The 19,013-nt window shown below is 35.8% G+C and carries 15 protein-coding genes; 2 read left to right on the forward strand and 13 right to left on the reverse strand.

From position 1 onward, the window contains the following. Positions 1-71: 71 nt before the first annotated feature. The 4 genes from EG344_RS08285 to EG344_RS08300 form a co-directional block, all read right to left on the reverse strand. Positions 72-689 (reverse strand): hypothetical protein, encoded by a 618-nt coding sequence (locus tag EG344_RS08285; protein WP_123909054.1) that lies wholly within the window; start codon positions 687-689, stop codon positions 72-74. 124 nt (positions 690-813) lie between these two features. Further along, positions 814-2,331: a RagB/SusD family nutrient uptake outer membrane protein gene (locus tag EG344_RS08290; protein WP_317126491.1), complete on the reverse strand. Its 1,518-nt coding sequence runs from the start codon at positions 2,329-2,331 to the stop codon at positions 814-816. Between the two features lie 6 nt (positions 2,332-2,337). Then, positions 2,338-5,289, reverse strand: coding sequence for a SusC/RagA family TonB-linked outer membrane protein (locus EG344_RS08295; RefSeq protein ID WP_228412889.1), 2,952 nt, complete (start codon positions 5,287-5,289; stop codon positions 2,338-2,340). A 275-nt stretch (positions 5,290-5,564) separates the two neighbouring features. Further along, positions 5,565-6,329, reverse strand: coding sequence for an enoyl-CoA hydratase/isomerase family protein (locus EG344_RS08300; protein WP_123909055.1), 765 nt, complete (start codon positions 6,327-6,329; stop codon positions 5,565-5,567). 346 nt (positions 6,330-6,675) lie between these two features. Here EG344_RS08300 and EG344_RS08305 point away from each other — a divergent pair, with 346 nt between their 5' ends. Both EG344_RS08305 and EG344_RS08310 read left to right on the forward strand, forming a co-directional pair. Continuing rightward, positions 6,676-7,224: a phage tail protein gene (locus EG344_RS08305; protein ID WP_123909056.1), complete on the forward strand. Its 549-nt coding sequence runs from the start codon at positions 6,676-6,678 to the stop codon at positions 7,222-7,224. Positions 7,225-7,257: 33 nt separating this feature from the next. Next, entirely contained in the window at positions 7,258-8,079 is an 822-nt protein-coding gene (locus tag EG344_RS08310) for a T9SS type A sorting domain-containing protein (protein WP_123909057.1), read from the forward strand. Positions 8,080-8,169: 90 nt separating this feature from the next. Here the strand turns inward: EG344_RS08310 and EG344_RS08315 are convergent, their stop codons facing one another. From EG344_RS08315 to pcaF, 9 genes are all read right to left on the reverse strand, one after another. Then, positions 8,170-10,854 (reverse strand): DEAD/DEAH box helicase family protein, encoded by a 2,685-nt coding sequence (locus EG344_RS08315; RefSeq protein WP_123909058.1) that lies wholly within the window; start codon positions 10,852-10,854, stop codon positions 8,170-8,172. A gap of 43 nt (positions 10,855-10,897) precedes the next feature. Next, positions 10,898-11,584, reverse strand: coding sequence for an SMUG2 DNA glycosylase family protein (locus tag EG344_RS08320; protein ID WP_123909059.1), 687 nt, complete (start codon positions 11,582-11,584; stop codon positions 10,898-10,900). A 5-nt stretch (positions 11,585-11,589) separates the two neighbouring features. Beyond that, a complete protein-coding gene (locus EG344_RS08325) occupies positions 11,590-12,366 on the reverse strand; it encodes a DUF4241 domain-containing protein (RefSeq protein ID WP_123909060.1) in 777 nt (258 codons plus the stop codon). Positions 12,367-12,430: 64 nt separating this feature from the next. After that, entirely contained in the window at positions 12,431-12,691 is a 261-nt protein-coding gene (locus tag EG344_RS08330; RefSeq protein ID WP_123909061.1) for a transposase, read from the reverse strand. A gap of 138 nt (positions 12,692-12,829) precedes the next feature. Continuing rightward, positions 12,830-13,540, reverse strand: coding sequence for an XAC2610-related protein (locus EG344_RS08335; protein ID WP_123909062.1), 711 nt, complete (start codon positions 13,538-13,540; stop codon positions 12,830-12,832). Between the two features lie 96 nt (positions 13,541-13,636). Next, a complete protein-coding gene (paaZ, locus tag EG344_RS08340) occupies positions 13,637-16,132 on the reverse strand; it encodes a phenylacetic acid degradation bifunctional protein PaaZ (RefSeq protein WP_123909063.1) in 2,496 nt (831 codons plus the stop codon). Positions 16,133-16,246: 114 nt separating this feature from the next. Next, positions 16,247-17,074, reverse strand: coding sequence for an alpha/beta hydrolase (locus EG344_RS08345; RefSeq protein ID WP_123909064.1), 828 nt, complete (start codon positions 17,072-17,074; stop codon positions 16,247-16,249). Positions 17,075-17,093: 19 nt separating this feature from the next. Next, positions 17,094-17,687 carry a transferase hexapeptide repeat family protein gene (locus tag EG344_RS08350; RefSeq protein ID WP_123909065.1) on the reverse strand — a complete coding sequence of 198 codons (594 nt, stop codon included), beginning with the start codon at positions 17,685-17,687 and terminating at the stop codon, positions 17,094-17,096. A gap of 97 nt (positions 17,688-17,784) precedes the next feature. Then, positions 17,785-18,990 (reverse strand): 3-oxoadipyl-CoA thiolase, encoded by a 1,206-nt coding sequence (gene pcaF, locus EG344_RS08355; protein ID WP_123909066.1) that lies wholly within the window; start codon positions 18,988-18,990, stop codon positions 17,785-17,787. Positions 18,991-19,013 lie beyond the last annotated feature (23 nt).

Consider the following 19,013-nt stretch of genomic DNA (forward strand, 5'->3'; position numbering starts at 1 on the left):
ATAGATAATAGGTTGCAGATATAGGTCAATGCTTGTAAAGAATAGCACCTAAGAATCTGCAAAGTTAATTTTTATTTATATTTTTTATGCATAATAAGTCCATAAACAATATGCAGAACACCGAAGCCAATAGCCCAAAAAAACAATCCCCATCCTAGAAAAAACAGAGAGAAGAGCCCAAGAGTTACTTCACAATACCCCAGGTATTTTACATCTGGTAAAGTATACCTTTCTGCACTTATCAGACCCAGCCCATAGAAGATCAAAGTTGTAGGAGCTACCCATACTACTAAATGATGCCAAATAAGGGCTGCACAAAAGATTCCACCCGCTGCTAACGGGACTGCAAAGGTAGTTAAAAGTCGCTTGGTAGTAGCATCCCAAATCTTTAATCCTTTCTTTTTACTTTTATTGGCTGTAAAAATATATCCACTAAAAACAGCAACCACCAAAACTATTAACCCAGTAATAATTAATTCCTGAACCAATGCGGTTGTAAAATGAAGTCTACCTCCGTTAACGTACTCCATTTTTTCACTTTCCATGGCAAAATAAGCATATCCGGCACCTAAAAGTGCTGCTACACCCGCCACAACTCCTGAGAGTCCACTCAAAGAAATAAATCGGGAAGAGCGCTCCATCATAGAACGGATATGAGACAAATCTTCGTGATAGTTTTTTGAATCCATAAAAAGAACTTTGAATTACAAAGTTATAATTTATTTTGAATTTGCAAAATATTTTTTTGAAAAATGAAGAATCCTGCCTCTTTTGGACAGGATTCATTGCATTAAAATATATTAAAAAGTGACTTTATAAAGGATTCTGTACAATAAGCGGGTTGGCATTAATCTCTTTAAGTGGAATTAAAAACTCCCATCGTTTATCAGTATTAGGGGCAGTAAATAAATTATTTACCACAGTGGAAGAATGATTAGCACCCGTTCTGTCAAGGTTCATATTCAGTCTTTTCAGATCCAGAAATCTAAAGCCTTCACCCCATAATTCTATTCTTCTGCTATTAAGAATTTCATCAATATAAGCTGCTCCTGTCTTTACAGTTCCCTTATAGCTTTCATCTCTATTTTTCTGTAATTGCAAAAACACAGCTTTTGATGCAGATTCCTGATTCATTTTAGCTAATGCTTCAGCTTCTATAAGATACATTTCTGCAGCTCTCATCAATGGAAGATCCACTCTACTATCAGAAGTACTTACTGATAAAAACTTTTGGCTTGTATAGGGAAATTTTGCGTAAGTGGCTGGAAGTGCTAAATCCAAATGTTTTCCGGTAGAATCTACAACTTTCTTTCTAACATCAGTTTTAGGAAACATTGCATAAAGCTTTGTATTCATAGCCTTAGGAGCCTGACGGATATTAGTAGAATTATAGTTTCTTGACATATAAGCACCAAAGTTAGAGAAAGAATCTCCCTGATCTGCAGCAATAGCTGATCCCCACATCCATTCTTGGTTTCCTAAGTTATTGAATCCTGAAAGATAAGCTGAATTATCCATCAACTTAAATTCAGATCTCGCTGAATTGGCAGAAGCTGCAGCTAAAGAATAATTCCCCTGAGTTAAAGCAACTCTAGCAATGAGCCCCTGTACGATCTGCTTATCAAAGTGAGATTTACTGATTCTTTTGGTATTTGCAAGTTTTACTAATGCTTCATTTAAATCCAAATTAATCTGCTTATACACCTCTTCAACAGTACTTCTTGCAAGTGAACTTTCATCTGCAATTAGTCTTATAGGAACACCTAATTGACTGTTGTTGGTATTGGGTACATATCGTTTACCATAAATCTGAACTAACATATAATAACAAAATGCTCTGAAAGCATGTGCTTCTCCTATTGCTGTTTTAATAGTATTTGCTTCTTCATTTGACCCTACAGGAACTCCTGGAGCTCTGGCAATAACCAAATTAGCATTTCTAATCAACGCATAATACAGTTGATATGGATAAAAAGCATAGTCACTGTTGGCATTGGCCTGATCCTGCCATCGTACAGTGGAAATATACCAATTGTTTCCGGTAGAAGGAAAAACCAGATCTTCTCCCAAAGCATCCATGATAATCATGATACCTCCCTGTCCATTCTGTCCCTGACTGTTATTATTGTTGGTCTGTCTTGAATAAAGATCTCTATGCATTCCGTTGATAATCGACATCACACCTGCAGCACTGGAAAAAGCAACCGATTCAGAAACTGCGGCTGTAGGTTCTGTATCAAGATAATCACTTTTACAAGATCCTAGAAACAACATTGCAGTAGCCGACAACAACACGGCCCATTTTTTATTTTTTTGTATTATATTTTTCATAATTTCTTAAAATGAAACATTAAACCCGATTGTAATAATTCTGGACGGTGTATATCTGTTAGAAGCCGTACCATTAAAACTTTGTCCAGGCTCCAAACCTTTTCTTGCTGTTTTACTCCAAAGGTTTTCTCCTGAAATCAAAATTCTAAATGATGTCAGACCATATTGAGCAATATCTTTTGGATTAAAACTATAAGCTAATGAAGCCTGTCTTAGAGAAATAAAATCTGATTTTACTAACCACCTGCTTGATGCAGCATTAGAACTAACGTATGTGGATGTATTTAAAGCAGGAATATCCGTAATCTGACCCGGGGTCGTCCATCTGCCCAAAATATCTGTACTTAATGCTCCTCCCTGAGAATAACTTGACATTAAAGAAGCATAATTTGAATCATATGTCATCCCTCCGAGCTGATAAGTGAACATTGCAGACAATGACCAGTTTTTATAGCTAACTGATGTACCAAAACTTCCAAAAAGATCAGGAATTGCTGTTCCTGAGTAATCATATTTTGCTTTATTCAGGTTGGTAGTAACCAAAGTTCCGTTCACTGTTCTTATATCTGAAGCAGTTGTTCCGGCAAGCTCATCAGCAACCAAAAACAATGGAGAACCGTCTGCGGGATCTACCCCATACCATTGTCTCAACCAATAATCGTAAACAGAATGACCTACAGAAATTTTTTTGGTACCGTTGATAATCTCAGTGATTCCATCTGATAATTTTGTAATCTGATTTTTAAGGGTAGAAGCATTTACATTCAGACTCCATTGGAAATTTTCATTTTTGATAACATCTCCACTTAAGCTGATTTCAAGACCTCTATTATACATTGCTCCGACATTTTTATAAATGTAACTGTTCGGCACCCCAGCAGAAACAGGTACAGGAACCTGAAAGATCAACCCATCGGTAATTCTGTTATAATATTCCACAGATCCTGAAATTCTGTTATTAAGAAATCCGAAATCAACTCCTATATCTGTTTGCTTGTTAGATTCCCATGTGATTTTAGGATCCGCCAAATACCCAAACAGTATTCCCGGTTCAGCTCCGTTATTATATCCTAAATCAAATGTGTTCTGGTACATATAATAACTGTTGGTATTATCATTACCTACTTCACCATATGATCCACGAAGTTTAAGCTCACTAACAGTTCCTGAGCTTAGAAGGAAATCCTCTCCTTTTACTCTCCAGCCTGCACCTAATGACCAGAATGAATGCCATCTTACATCTTCTTTAAATCTTGACGATCCGTCCCAACGTATAGACCCGGATAGAAGATATTTGGAAGCAAAATCATAATTGATTCTTGAAAACGCACTCTCTTTACGATAATTATCAGTCCATGACGGAAGTGACCTAATTGTCACAAAATTGATAAGCTCATCATTATCATCCACTACTTGTCCCTGCTTGTACCCATAAAGGTATTCATACTGGTATTTGTAGTTTTCATGTCCCAAAAGGAATTCCATATTGTGTTTACCGAATTTTCTTTTGTAGTTCAAGAGTTGATTAAAAGTAAGTGTCTGCTCAAGAATTGAGGTCTTCTCTGCAGAACCAGCAGGGGCTGCATCCCCGATTATTTTATTTCCGTAAGTACTTCTTCTGTTATTTCTAATATCATATCCAACGTTCGTTGAAATTGTTAAATACTGATCTATTTTAGCTTCGGCATAAGCTCTTGAAATAATATAGTAGTTTTTTGAAATATCTTTATTTAAAAGGGTTTCCTGGATAACATTTCTTCCTGCTGCTGCATCAGCACCTCTTGCATTTCCTGCATCAAACATCAGATTACCGGAAATATCGTACAGATTAGCAAAAGTAGATGGATCGTGAGCATACGGACTGTAAATAGGTCCCATAAATCTTGTCCATCTGTAAGGGTTGATATAAGCCGCATTATTATTAGCTCCATCTACTGAGTTATTTCCATAAGTAGAGACTGCATTAAGACTTGTCCCCACTTTAAGCCAGCTTTTGATTTGAGAATCTGCTTTCAGTTTTGCCGTAAAACGTTCAAAATCAGATTTAATAATATACCCTAACTCATTAGTATAACTTACAGATGCAAAGTAGGTTGTCTTATTTGTTCCTCCACTGTAATTAAGTTCATAATTCTGCCTGAAACCGGTTTTCATAAGTGGTTGCTGCCAATCCAAATCTGTATACTTCAACTGAGCTTCGGGATTCAAAATACCATTTACAACCAGCAGATTATCTGGAACATTATATATATTAGTCTTTAACACCCCAGAAATAAGATTTGATGAAGCATATGCATTTGCTGCAGCAACAGTAGTTCCAGGAACCGATGTAAGTCTACCGTTTCTCAAAGCTTCCCAGATCAAAGGATAGTATTGAGCAGCATTTACACGGTCATATTCGGGAATTGAACGTCCTACATACCCAGTACTCATACTAAAGTTTAAAACATCAGTACCTTTTCTTCCCGATTTTGTAGTAATAAGGATTACTCCATTAGCTGCTGCTGAGCCATAAAGGGAGGTTGATGCTGCATCTTTTAAGATGTTAAAAGATGCTATATCATTAGGGTTGAGCGCTGAAAGAGAACCTGTATAAATTACACCATCTACAACATACAAGGGAGCAGAGGAGATATTATAGGACCCGATTCCTCTAATCTGTACACTTGGAGCACTTCCTGGTTGGCCGGTTCCCGTACTCACGTTAACTCCGGGACTAGCCCCGTCAATAGCTTGTCCTATATTGGTAATAGGACGATCAGCAAACTGCTTTGCTTTAATTTCTGTATTGGAGCCTACTAAAGTTTCCTTTTTTTGACTACCGTACGCTACAACAACAACCTCATCAATCTTTGTTTCCTGAGTTGTGGTGTCGCGTTTTGCCTTTTGGGCTTCTACGAAATGCCCTCCTGCAAAAAAGAGGACAGCCGTAGTCATTAATGACAATCGCATTTTCATATTTAACTAAATTTAACAGTGTGGAAGCAAATATATATTAATAAATCACAAAATATAATAAAAAAGGTTAAATTAACTAAATATAATTAATGAATGAAAATTATAAATAAATAATTAATTAATTATTTATAATTTTAATAATAGTTCAATAAACGAAGAACTTAAAAAACATTCGAAAATACGAAAAACATCAAAATAAAATGATTTCACAACCAAAAAAGCCGTTGAAACAATCAACGGCTAAGTATTTTTAAATAAAAATAGCTTTTTATTACTTATTTCACTTTTAATCGAGTTTTAATAGCTTCAATATTCTTCTTAGCAGAATCTTCTAAAATAAGGCTTGCACTCATATGAATTCTTGCTGGCATCAGTTCATTAAAATGATCTGTTCCTTCCCAGGAAACTTTTTTGATTAATGCTAAAGCATCACTACTCCTTGATGCTAATGTCTGTAAAAATTTTTCCAGTTTTTCATCCATTTCCTGAATATTTTTTGAAACAGAATGATATACATTATGTTGTTCTGCCCATTCTGCTGACCTGAAATCAGCATCAATAGCCATTGCTGAGAATTGTGATTTTCCGATTTTTCTTTCTACATAAGGACCAATTACGAAAGGCCCTATTCCTAAATTGATTTCCGTAAGTGCTAATGCAGAATCTTTTGTTGCAAAGCAATAATCAGCGCCACAGGCTATTCCTACTCCACCTCCTGTTGTTTTTCCCTGCACTCTTACAACAACAATCTTTCCACAGTTTCTCATTGCGTTCAGTACTTTAGCAAAACCTCCAAAGAACTTAGTGGAAGCGTCAAGCTCATCAATAGCCAGAAGTTCATCAAAGCTTGCTCCTGCACAGAATGCTTTTTCACCTTCGCTTTTTATAACAATAGCTTTTACCTCATCTTTAGCTCCTTCATTTAAAATAGTCTGAGCCAGTTTTTCTAAAATCGCTCCCGGAAGGGAATTACTTTTTGGGGTTCCGAAAGTAATTTCGGCAATATTATTTTTGATTTCTGATGCAACGAATTCGTTCATTTTAATTTTTATTGGATTCTTACAAAAATACTAAATACAGCGCTTTTAGTAAAACTTAAAACAAACAAATTCATCTTATTTTTTAAGCAGAAGACTGAAAGAAAGTAAATTGGAAATTACTATTGAACAAACAATTATTAATTACTTTATTTAAAATACTCAATTCAATTTTTAAGTACAAATAATATCCCTTTACGTAGAAATACGGAATGCTCAATTTGGTATTTTCTACTCTAGTACTGCCTTTTGATTAGTTGTTCCTTTGGATAAGAAAATAAATCACTTAACGGCGGAATCTGAAAAGCCATCAACAGAGTAAGACAATTAAAGGCTAAAAAATTATACCATGGAAGAGTACATTGGAATCGTTAAATTATTTGCAGGAAATTTTGCACCAAGAGGATGGATGTTCTGTGATGGAAGGTTATTGAGTATCGCTAACTATTCAGCAGTATTTTCAATTTTAGGAACAACCTATGGTGGCGACGGAAGAACTACCTTTGCCCTTCCTAACTTAAAGGGAAGAATGGCGTTGGGGGCCGGAAATGTAAATGCCAACGAAAATTATCCACTGGGTGTAGTGGCTGGAACCACACAAAACACATTATTGTCTTCAAATCTACCAAGCGTTGGGGCTGGTTTTCAACTTAAGGTAGCAAATCAGAATGCCAACAGCGTAACCCCTTCTGCAGCTTCATCGTTTGCTATCACAGGGATTCCTAACGGCAGAAATTTTCAGGCAGTTCCAAGTTTTATAGATGCAGACCCAGACACAGCAATCAATACCAAGTCTATTTCATTTGTAGGACAAAATCTTCCAGTCAATAATATGCCTCCTTATCTTGGATTAAATTACATTATTTGTATTGAAGGCATTTATCCTCCTCGGGATTAATATACTATAAACCTAATATTTAAAACAGAAATCATGAAAAGCACTATCTTTTTAACCATTTGTAGTCTGCTCATTTCAATTTTTTCATTCGGGCAGACCAGTACAGAGACATTTGAAACCGAATCTAGTGGAAGTAGCAGTTTTACAGATAATGGAGTTACTTTCAATATCATTTCACATTCCTCTACTTTCAATATAGGAGTTTTTCCAGGTACAGGATGGAGTGGTACCGCAAACGATAACAGATATATTGACAATACAACTAATGTAGGGCCTACTAGTGCATCGTTTAGTATAAAAACAACTTCCAATCTGTTTAAAGTAAACCGTTTTTGGGTGTATGTTGCTAATCAGTTTTCAAATCCTAATGTTACAGGTACTCTTACTGTAACAGGAAAATTGAGTGGAGTAACTAAATTCTCAGCAACAAAGACCAATAATTTCACAGTAGGTTTGGGGACTACAAACGGATATACTCTCATTGACCTTACTAATCTTAATGGACAAAATTATTCCAATATTGTGATTGACCAACTTCAACTAACTCTTGGCGGTAACTATTATTACCTAGGGCTTGATGCTTTTACATGGGTAAAAGACAGCAATATTGTATTGGGAACCTCAGAAACTAAAAGCACTCAAAAAAACTTGACTCTTTATCCTAACCCAACCAACGGACCTCTTTCTATCAGTTCTGAAAAAAATTCAGAGGCTAAAATCTATAGTGTTGATGGTAAAGTCCTAAAAACGGTTCAGGTTCAAAAAGGTTCTAATGAAATCAGTATTTCAGAACTTCCAAAAGGAGTTTACTTTATCAAAACAGCCACTGAGTCTACTAAAGTTATTAAAAACTAATATTTAAAAGTTCCACATCCGATCTTGTTCCCACAAAGATTCTAATTCATGAAAGACAAAATCCCTCGATTATATTGAGGGATTTGTTTTTTATCTTGTCCATTTGTGGAGATGCTCTATTCTTCCATTTCTTTTTAAAAGAGCTTCAAATCTTAGTTTTAATAGGATTTTGCGTCCTTCAATGGTTCTTGTAAAAATTAACTCTGATTTTCCTACCGCTTTATTCCATGTTTTAGTAAAAAATTCTGCACTTTTTTTATTTTTTGCAAAAATTTCAGGTACCGGAAAGTACTGTTCATTCTTGAAAAGAAAAGATCTCTTTTTCTGTCTCAGAACATACCTCGGATTATCTATCGGAGAGACCATTTCCTGTAAAGTCTGGATAAACTGTGCATTCTCATATTGGCTACCTCCTTTCAGATAGCAAAATGCACCTTCACTGCTATTGGATGAGCTTATAACTTTCAATTGTTCCAAAGAAGTTCTTATCAATCTTTCATTAATCAGACCATATAAAACCACCTCTGCCATTGCTCCTAGTTGTTTTCCTATATCTCTGTATCTCCAGTATTGCTTTGCGGATATAAATAACTTTCTTCCATATACTATGAAACCTGCCAATCCAAACAAGGAAGCAAATAATGAAAAGGTTTTTACAGAATCAATTGCCTGAAAATTTCTAAAGATTCCCAATAGAAGATTCTGCCAGAATAATAATATAGAAGAAACCATCACCTTAATCATATTTCTAGACATTTCTCCGATATAACTCATCTTCACATCCTTCATGGCAGTCATATTGATGGCAGGAACATGTATTTCTTCTACTAAAATATTTCCAAGATCAAGCGCTTTTCTCCAACGGTTGATAAGGCTCTCTCTATCTTGAGCCAAAACAAAAAATGACTGGTTAATCTCCTGTATTTCCTCATTATTTTCTATGGTCTTAATATTGAGCCTTTCAATGTTGTTTTCAATGGTGGGAATATCTTTATTGGAAATCCCAACAAAGGTTTTGAACCTTCGTTTCATAATATTCAGATCCTGGCCTCCGATTTCATCTTTGGTATCAAAACATACAAGATGCCATATATTTCCAGTTTTATGAGGAATATCCTTATCTGTCCTTATGACTCTTCCTCTCATCTGATTTGAAAGTACAAAGGAGCTGATAAAACTTGCCAGAATTAAAGTATTCATTTTAGGAGCATCCCAACCTTCTCCCAATAAAGATTTGGTTCCAATCAAAACATGAATTTCTCCATGTTGAAAAATTTCCGTAATAATGTGTACAATATCATGTTTTACCTGTTCCGAAAGGCTGATTACGAGATAATCCGGATCATAGCTCAATGGTGAAAGCCCTATTCCAAATAATTTTTTTTTCTTACAGAGTTCTTCAAATATACTTTTTGCACTTGCCGGAATAATCACCAGGCTTCCTGTAAGAATGCCTATTTTTTTCTGCTGGAAGTTTTCCCGTCGCAGTTTTTCAAATATGGGAACGGCTCCTATTTTATCAAGGTTGAGTATATTCTCAGTTCCGTTATTCAGGTATTCTTTTTTGATAAAATCAGTAAGAATAACCATTTTCAGATCATCTTTAAGCACGGAAAATTCCAAATCGACGATATCTTTTATCCCCTGAAGTTTGCCTATACTTGAATTGAGAATCTGGTTTACATTTTTACTATTAAAAAAGCTCAAAGTCTTCTGATCTAAAAATCCGTGCCTTTTTAATCGATTCCCTAAATTAGTACGGTGATCTTCGTAATTTTTAAAATGAACCTCATCTACCAGTAAATAAAAGTCGAGAAGTTCTTCCATCCAGAAGAAATCAAATTGAGGAATATACCTTTGTTGGTCACCAATGATTTCAAAGTGAACTTCTGGAATTTCTTCTCCTCTGAAATGAAGGTAGACCAGACCAGAAGTATAAGAAGATATATTTTCATAGATCCAATCTAAATGTTCCAGTGGATTCTGATACACAGGATGCTGTTCAATAGCATTAAGAAATATTTCATCTTTTTTAATTTCTTCAAAAAATACTAAGGCCTGCTCATGGTAATATTCAATTTTCTTTTGTTCTTCCCGAGAAGGTAATACAAAGTGTACCAAATCCTGATGTGGACAAAGATCGCCTTCAATCATCAGTTCAGGAACGGATATTTCTGCATCTATGGGACCATTCAACTGAATATATTTTTGCCATTCTGTACCGGAAACATCAAAAGGCGGTGTGGCGGTAAGGGATACAACAGTGGGTTCAATTTTATCTTTAAGTTCCATGAGGCTCCTCCACCAGGCATTTTTCAAATGATGAGCTTCATCCAGGATAAGGGTTCCTACTTTTTGTTTTTGAAGCCGTTTTATAATTTCTGAAGCCGGAACTTTTGAAGATTTCGCCAGTGTTTCCTCTTCTTCTTCGGTGGCTTCAGTAGCAGAATGAATGCCCTGATAAGTTGTTACGGTAATGATTCCTGGTTTTCTGATATCTGAAGATATCCATGCAGGAACCGTTTCTGAATGAAGGAATAGTTCACAAAACCTTTGAATCCACTGATTTTTGATAGCTAATGTAGGGGCAACAATGAGCGTAGGTTTGCCAAGTCTTACCATTACTTCCAATCCAAGTACTGTTTTACCTGAACCCGGAGGTGCAGAGACATGCAGGTGGTTATCTACAAGATATTCATCAAGATGATCCAGAAATCTCTTCTGATAAGCCCGCCAGTTGTATTTAAAGATTGTGTTTTTAGGGAAAACATTCATGTTCACAATTTAATAAGAAACAGAGTATTAAAATTATTGGCTTTTATCTTTTTAGAGCTAAAATATATTTATCTATATACAGCTGTTTTTCTTTTGATTTATATTGCTGAATATACCGTGGATGTTCCAAGACCGTCATCGTTCCAAAAAGCTGAGCTTCTTTATTGAGTTTTGAAATAAATTCAGCATTCTTTTTACCAAGGACAAAGACTTCTGAGGTATCCAGATTCAAGCTGATGTGTTTTTTCAATGAATCGATCATGAAGTCTTTCACATCCTTGAAAAGTTCTTTATCATCATAATAATTGGCATTGAGCCAGCCATTTTTTGTTTTTCGTACGATGGCCAACGGAAATGGAGAATTGATATAAATATCTTTGTAAAACAAATCGGCTCCACCATAGTCTGCGATCATATCATACATGAATACGGAAGAGACTTCATGAGTATGGGCAGATTCCATTTTGATCCCACAGATACTTTCCAATCGTTTGGTATCGGTAAACGGAACGCCTGTAACACCGGCTCCATGACGGCTTGGATTGATGCCTATAATAAACTTTCTCTTCTTGGAATCATTGTAATATTTGTGATAAAACTTTTGCATCACCTGCATCGTCTCCGGATTGTCCAGGTACGGGTTCAATACTTCAAAGCCCTCAGGAAGACTTCCTGAATACGTTAAATTTTCATTGAATTCAATAACCTGATCTGCAAAAGTCTTATTCATTGAATTTATTTTAGAAAGACAAAATTATCTGACTGAGTTGCATCGTCATCTTCATCCTCCTCGTCTTCATCATATTCGGATAATTCTAACTCAATATCGATAAAGTGAATATATACTCCACATAATTTATCCTGTTCATCATAAGCAAAGTAAACCGGATATACACCGTCTCCTACTCCACTGGCAAAAATTGGGATCTGATATTCTGTATTGGGTACTTTCCAATTGATCCAGTCTCCAGGATCTCTTTGGTTTCTCGGGTTTTCTTTATAGCTTTTGGCAAACAGTTCTGCAAAATAATCATCGTAAATATTCTCAACATCCAGTTCCTCAATAAACTTATCCACATAAGGCACCACTTCAGGATCGGTAATACAGGCTAAACCGGCATCTACGTTGAAACCAAAAAATGCGTCTTCATTGGCATCTTCAATATTTTCAATACCTATTAATGCTTCTCTATAGATAACCGGCTTTTCTTTTGTAAACTCAACTTTTGCAGCAGCATACCGATCTCCCCAATCTTCCAATTTTACTACGGCAATGGTTACAGGAAAATTTCCTTTAGGAACTTCAACAAAAAAAGGCTGCTCTCTTTGATTCAGATATACCAGGGGATCTCTTACGATTACTTTTCCTGATGGCAGAGAAACATTACCAATTCCCATTGTCTCCATTCTCTGTTCCATAATTTCATCTGAGGTAAAATAGGTTTCAATATCTACAGGAGATATCAATTTGTCTTTTATCTCTTCCCATTTTTGCTGCCAGCTTTCGTTCATTATTGCTTATTTTATGATTGAAGTTTAAAAATACTATTCGTTTATTGATTGTCAAAATCTTTTCCTAACTATCCTTGTCCAAGTTTAAAACCTTGACAAGGCTGCCCAATTCAAAGTCTGATTTTATTTTAATTAAAATATGAAAATGATTTGGCATCAGACAATAGGCATATACATCACATACAGGAAAAAGAGATTCGGACATTTTCTTGAAAAAGAACAGATAATTTCGATCTGATTTGAAAATATTCTCTCCATTAATACCACGATTATAAATATGGTAAAAACAATCTGCTTCAATTGAAGTAGTTCTGATATCTGCCATCTTCTGTGTTTCTTAAGTTAACATTAGAAAGATAAAAAATATTTTTAAATCTAGTCCAGATTATGCATGGTAGGATTTTGAATCTCAACAAGGATAAATCAAAAAATCTCCGTAGTAATTACAATAAATACTATAAAGTTAGTATTCCAAGGGATTGTAATTTCTAAAGACTCTGTAAGTATCCTCATCAGAACCTAGAAATGGTTTCTTTTGAATAATTTTGAACTTTCCCATAGTATCTTTTACTTCTACCCTAATGGTATCTGAAACATCTACTCTTGCAAATTCATCCAAAGAATCATTTTTAATTTTAAGAAATACTGTGGTAGTATAGCCAGTTAATATCAAAGAATTTATGCAGTTTAATTTTGTATTATAACTTAAGTTCGGATACCTATCTGAGTTTTTAATGTGAATAAAGTCTTTACTTTTTGGGTCATATACGAATAAAGTCATTACGATATTTCCTCCTCTTCCTGCTATAGCACTTTGATAAGTTATATCATCAAATCCATCATTATTGAAATCCTTAATCTCCACATTAAGATCGGTGATTCCATCTTTGTCAAATTTAAAACTGTTCTTAAGCTCCCATGTGGTAAATTCTGAGTCTTTGGACTCCACCCAGATCTTTTTCAAGTCATAAAAATGAATGGAAGCATATGCATCTCCATTTCCGGTATGCCTAAACTTTTCAAAGACTACTTTCGTTTCACCTTTTATTCCTGCATTTAGGCTGTCTACAAATTTCTCTTCAGAAAAATAACCTTCACTTCCAGATTTGGGGTTCCCAGAACAAGAAAAAAAAGCCAGTCCCCCAAAAGCCATAAAAATAATCCAATCCCTCATCTTAAAAGTTTTCCTGAATTTAGAGAATAAAAACAGAATAATAAACTCCCTTTCAACATTTAGCTGAAAGGGAGTTTAATGAGTATCTATTTTGAATTAAATCAATCCAAATTGTTCAAAATGATGGGTGAAATGCTTCTTATGCATCAGTTCCCACATTTCTTTATTTAGTTTTCCAAAAACAAAATTCATGTGTTCTGCCTGTGGATTTTCTTTGTAATATACTACAAATCGTTTCAAGTTATCAATGAAAGATTGTTTTGCTGTTTCCAGATTCTTATGAGTAAGTTCTGGAAGTGAACCATCCTGTGGTAAGAACGGAGCGGTAAATTCTTTCGGCATTGCTCTGTGGTTGTAAAGAGAATCCTGCCATTTTTCAAGATGTTCTTCAGGAGTAAAGCATTTCTCTGCTTCTGGTTCCCCTAAACTTACCAATACAGCCTGATCTAAGTGTTCAATCATTTGCTGTGGAGACATTTTCCCCCAAAGTGCAGGAGTACTTTCCGTTAATCCACTTAATATCTTCTGAACATTTTTCACCGTCAGATCAATGAAAGGAGATTGTTTTGCCACCAAAGTTAAAATCGTTGCTACGCAAACGACCTCATCTCTTTGGTTAATAACCTCAACCAACCATTTTACCACACCAGATGGAATATTTCTTCCTTTTACTCCTCTGTTAATTTTTTCTTTTGCTGTTAAATAAACAGTGATCGTATCTCCGGCGTAGACTGGTTTGAAGAAACTACATTCTTCTAATCCGTAATTCGCGATAACAGGTCCTTTTTTACCAGAAACAAACAGTCCCGCCGCAGCTGAAAGGATGAAGTATCCATGAGCAACGGTTTTATCAAAAATGGTCCCGGTTAAACTTGTAGCATCTGTATGTGCATAGAAATGATCCCATGAAACGTTTGAGAAGTTTACGATATCTGCATCAGTAACTGTTCTCCCTGCAGTTTCTAAAGAATCTCCTACTTCAACTTCTTCAAAATATTTCTGGAAAGGATGTTTATCTGAGAATTTTTTCTCTGCTCCTTGCTGATAAATTTTAGTAATCGCTTTCAATACATCCGGAGATCCCTGAATAGCTGTTTTCTGTAGGAAGAAATGCAGACCACTTAATCCTCCCATTTCTTCTCCGCCTCCTGCTCTACCAGGTCCGCCGTGCATTAATGTAGGAAGTGGTGAGCCATGACCAGTACTTTCTTTAGCATTGTCTCTGTTCAATACAAAGATTCTACCATGTTGAGAGGCCATTTTCCATGATGTTTCTGCAATAAAGTTTTCATCGTGGGAAACAATAGATCCAACTAAACTTCCTTTTCCTCTTTTTGCCAAAGCAGCTGCTTCTTCAGCATCTTTATATGGCATTAATGTAGATACTGGCCCGAAAGCTTCTACATCATGAGAGATATTTTTCTCGAAAGGTTTATCATTCAGGAATAACTTAGGACTCATAAATGCTCCGTTTTCATAGCTGGCGTCTACAAGTTCATGTTTTCCGTCATAGACAAGTTCTGTTTCTGATTTTAAAATATTTACTTTTCTTAAAACTTCTTCATATTGCTGTCTTCCCACCAAAGATCCCATTTTTGTTTCTCTGCTTAATGGGTTTCCGATCTTGGTTTGATCTAAAGCTTTGGATAGAGCGTTCTGAACATCACCAATCAAATGCTCAGGAACAATGATTCTTCTGATCGCTGTACATTTCTGACCTGCTTTTGTGGTCATCTCGTTTCGAACTTCTTTGACAAATAAATCAAATTCCGGAGTTCCTGGTTTTGCTTCCAATCCAAGGATAGAACAATTCAAAGAATCTGCTTCCATATTGAAACGAACGGCATTTCCTGCAACAGATGGAAGTGATTTCAGTTTTCTTCCCGTAGTAGCTGAACCTGTAAACAATACAGAATCTCCATCCTGAACATAATCAAGGATATTTCCAGGTTCTCCACATACCAATTGTACTGCTCCTTCAGGTAATATTCCACTTTCAATCATATCCTGAAATACGGCATTCGTAAGATAAGATCCGAAGGGTGATGGCTTAACAATAGATGGTACCCCTGCTAACAATGATGTGGATAATTTTTCCAACATTCCCCAAACAGGAAAGTTATAAGCGTTGATCTGTACAGAAACCCCTTCACTTGGTGTTAAAATATGAGTACCTAAAAACGTTCCGTTAGCTGAAATTTTCTGAGTATCACCGTCAACCCAGAATGAAGTGTTAGGCAGCATTCTTTTTGCTAATCCTGAATAGGTAAAAAATGTTCCGAAACCTCCTTCAATATCCACCCATGAATCAACGTGAGTAGCTCCCGTTTTATAGGACAATTCGTAATATTTTTTCTTTCTTTCTAACAGGTAAAGGGCTACTTTTTTTAACATTTCCCCACGATCATAGAACGTCATGGAAGAAAGGTTTTTGTACCCTACAGTTCTACCGTAATCAAGAGCCTGTTCAAAGTTAAGACCTTCAGTATCGGAAACGGCTACCTGCTCTCCTGTTACAGCGTTGTATAAAGGGATTCCGGTACCGGCTCCTTCTACCCATTCACCGTATATATAGTTTTTTAGTTTTTCCATATAGAATTTAATTTAACAATGTATCAATCTAATAGTTTACCAATAAATACTTACTGTATCCGGCATGAAAAGAATTGTTACATTTTTACATTGGTATATTGTTACACTTATAGTTTATTTTGGCTCCTGATACGGAAACAATTTCACCAATCCTTCGTATAAACTTCTGTGAAGAATGGTTGCATGATTGTCTGTTTCCATCATTTTATATTCTAATGTCCAGTTTTTCTTTCCTGCTTTTTTCAAAACATCATATAGCGTTTCTGCATCTTTTATCATCACAGGATGTTCTCCTTTTCCTACGGAAACATAAACGAATTTTTTAGTATCAGCAGATTTTGAAAGTAATTGAGGAGCCTGTTTAAGAAGACTTTCATCATCCCACCATAAACTCGGACTGATGATGAAATAGTTGTTGAACATTTCAGGTTTTTTCAATAAGATCTCTGTTGCTAAAAGCCCTCCTAGAGATTGTCCAAACAAATATTTTTCTGTTGTTTTAAACTGACTTTCAACATAAGGCTTCAATTCTTTTTCAAAAAAGGTGATAAATTTATCAGAATGCCCTGTTGTAGGATAATCTTTCTGTAAATCTTTCAAATCCGTGTAAAAAGTAAAATCTCTTTTTCTATCTATATTCGCAATTCCTACCACAATGGTTTCCGGCATAGAATACATTTGATTGAAGAACTGCACCAACCCTGAAACGTGGATAAAATCTTCATTCATACTTCCATCTAAAAGATAAATAATTGGGTAGGCTTTTGATTTATCAAAGTTTTGAGGAAGATAGATGTTTAATGTTCTTTCTTCATTCAGTGTTTTAGACTTAAAAGTCCTCACTTCTCCTATCGTAAGCGGTTTTGTAGTAACAGTCTGTGCTGAAACCGTATAATTAACCGCAAACATCATGCTGCATACAAGAGCAATTTTCTTAATCATATTTAATTTTGAATGGTTATTATTTCACATCATCCCAGATACTATAATCAACAATCTTTGTTGGAATTTGCTGAACATATTCTGTAAATGGTTCACAAGGCAGAATCGCTTCTTTTCCTTCTCTTGCCAATTCCTGGTATAGTTTTGTTCCTTCTGTTTTCCAATGAATCATTTCATCAGAAACATCACGGATTATTTTTGCAGGGCTTCCTACAATCAGTTTTCTAGGCTCACATCTAAAGTTGGCAGGAACAAACGCTAAAGCACCAACAATACTTTCATCACCAATATAAGCTTTATCCATCACAACGGAATTCATACCAATCAAACAATTTTTCCCTATATGTCCGGAGTGAATAATTGCCCCATGTCCAATGTGAGCTGATTCTTCTAAAATGGTTTCTATATTCGGAAAAACATGAAGCGTACAGTTCTCCTGAACGTTAGCTCCGTCTTTAATCATAATTTTTCCCCAGTCGCCACGAATCACTGCATTCGGACCAATATAGACTTCTTCACCAATTTCCACATTCCCGATAATCACTGCCTGTGGATGAATATAGGCAGAAGGTTTTATAATGGGACGGATACCGTGATATGAGTAGATGTTCATATTTTTTAATTTGAGAATTTGAGAATGAGTTAATTTGAAAATTAATAATGCCACTAAACATTTTCAAATTCTCAAATTGTTTCATTTTCAAATTGATTTATACTTTTTCAATCACCATTGCATACCCTTGCCCAACACCGATACAAAGGGTACACAATGCATATTTTTTATCCTGCTTCTGAAGTTCTATGGCTGCAGAACCGATGATTCTCGCTCCGGAAACACCCAGTGGGTGACCGATGGCAATAGCACCTCCATTTGGATTGATCCTTGCGTCATCATCTTGTAAACCTAAACTTCTTGTTACCGCTAAAGCTTGCGCTGCAAAAGCTTCATTAAGTTCAATAATGTCCATATCCTCCAGAGACAAATTTAATCTCTTTAATAATTTTTGAGTAGCTTCTACAGGTCCTATTCCCATAATTCTTGGCTCAACACCTGCTACAGATGATCCTAAAATTTTAGCTTTCGGTTTTAAACCATATTTCTTAACTGCTTCTTCGCTGGCTAAGATCAGTGCTGCTGCTCCGTCATTCATTCCTGAAGCGTTTCCGGCAGTTACCGTTCCCTCTTTTCTGAAAGCCGGACGAAGTTTTCCTAATCCTTCCATAGAAGAGGTTGGTTTAATAAACTCATCTTTTTCAAAAACGATCGGATCTCCTTTTCTCTGTGGAATTTCAACTTTTACAATTTCTTCCGCCAGTCTTCCGCTTTCCTGTGCTTTGGTAGCTTTCTGCTGAGACCAAAGGGCAAATTTATCCTGATCTTCTCTATTGATCTGGTGCATGTCTGCAAGATTTTCTGCAGTTTCGCCCATACCATCAACCCCATACATTTCTTTCATTTTCGGATTGATAAATCTCCATCCAAAAGTGGTATCATACATCTGACTGTCTCTTCCGAAAGCGGCACTTGGTTTAGACATTACATAAGGTGAACGTGTCATATGCTCTACTCCACCCGCAATGTAAATTTCGCCTTCACCAGCTGCAATAGAACGGAAAGCATTGGCTACTGCCGACATTCCCGAAGCACAAAGTCTGTTTACGGTCTCTCCTCCAATTTTATAAGGAAGTCCAGCCAATAAAAGTCCCATTCTGGCTACGTTTCTGTTATCTTCACCAGCCTGATTAGCGCATCCGAAAATTACATCTTCAATTTCCTCTACAGGAACTTCAGGATTTCTTGCAACCACTTCCCTGATAACAATAGCTGCCAAATCATCGGCTCTTACTTCTGATAATCCTCCCTGTAATTTTGAAATAGGAGTTCTGACATAGTCTATGATGTATACGTTGTTCATAATTTTAATTTGAAAATGAGTCA

Source organism: Chryseobacterium sp. G0162, assembly GCF_003815715.1.
In the GTDB taxonomy this organism is placed as follows: domain Bacteria; phylum Bacteroidota; class Bacteroidia; order Flavobacteriales; family Weeksellaceae; genus Chryseobacterium.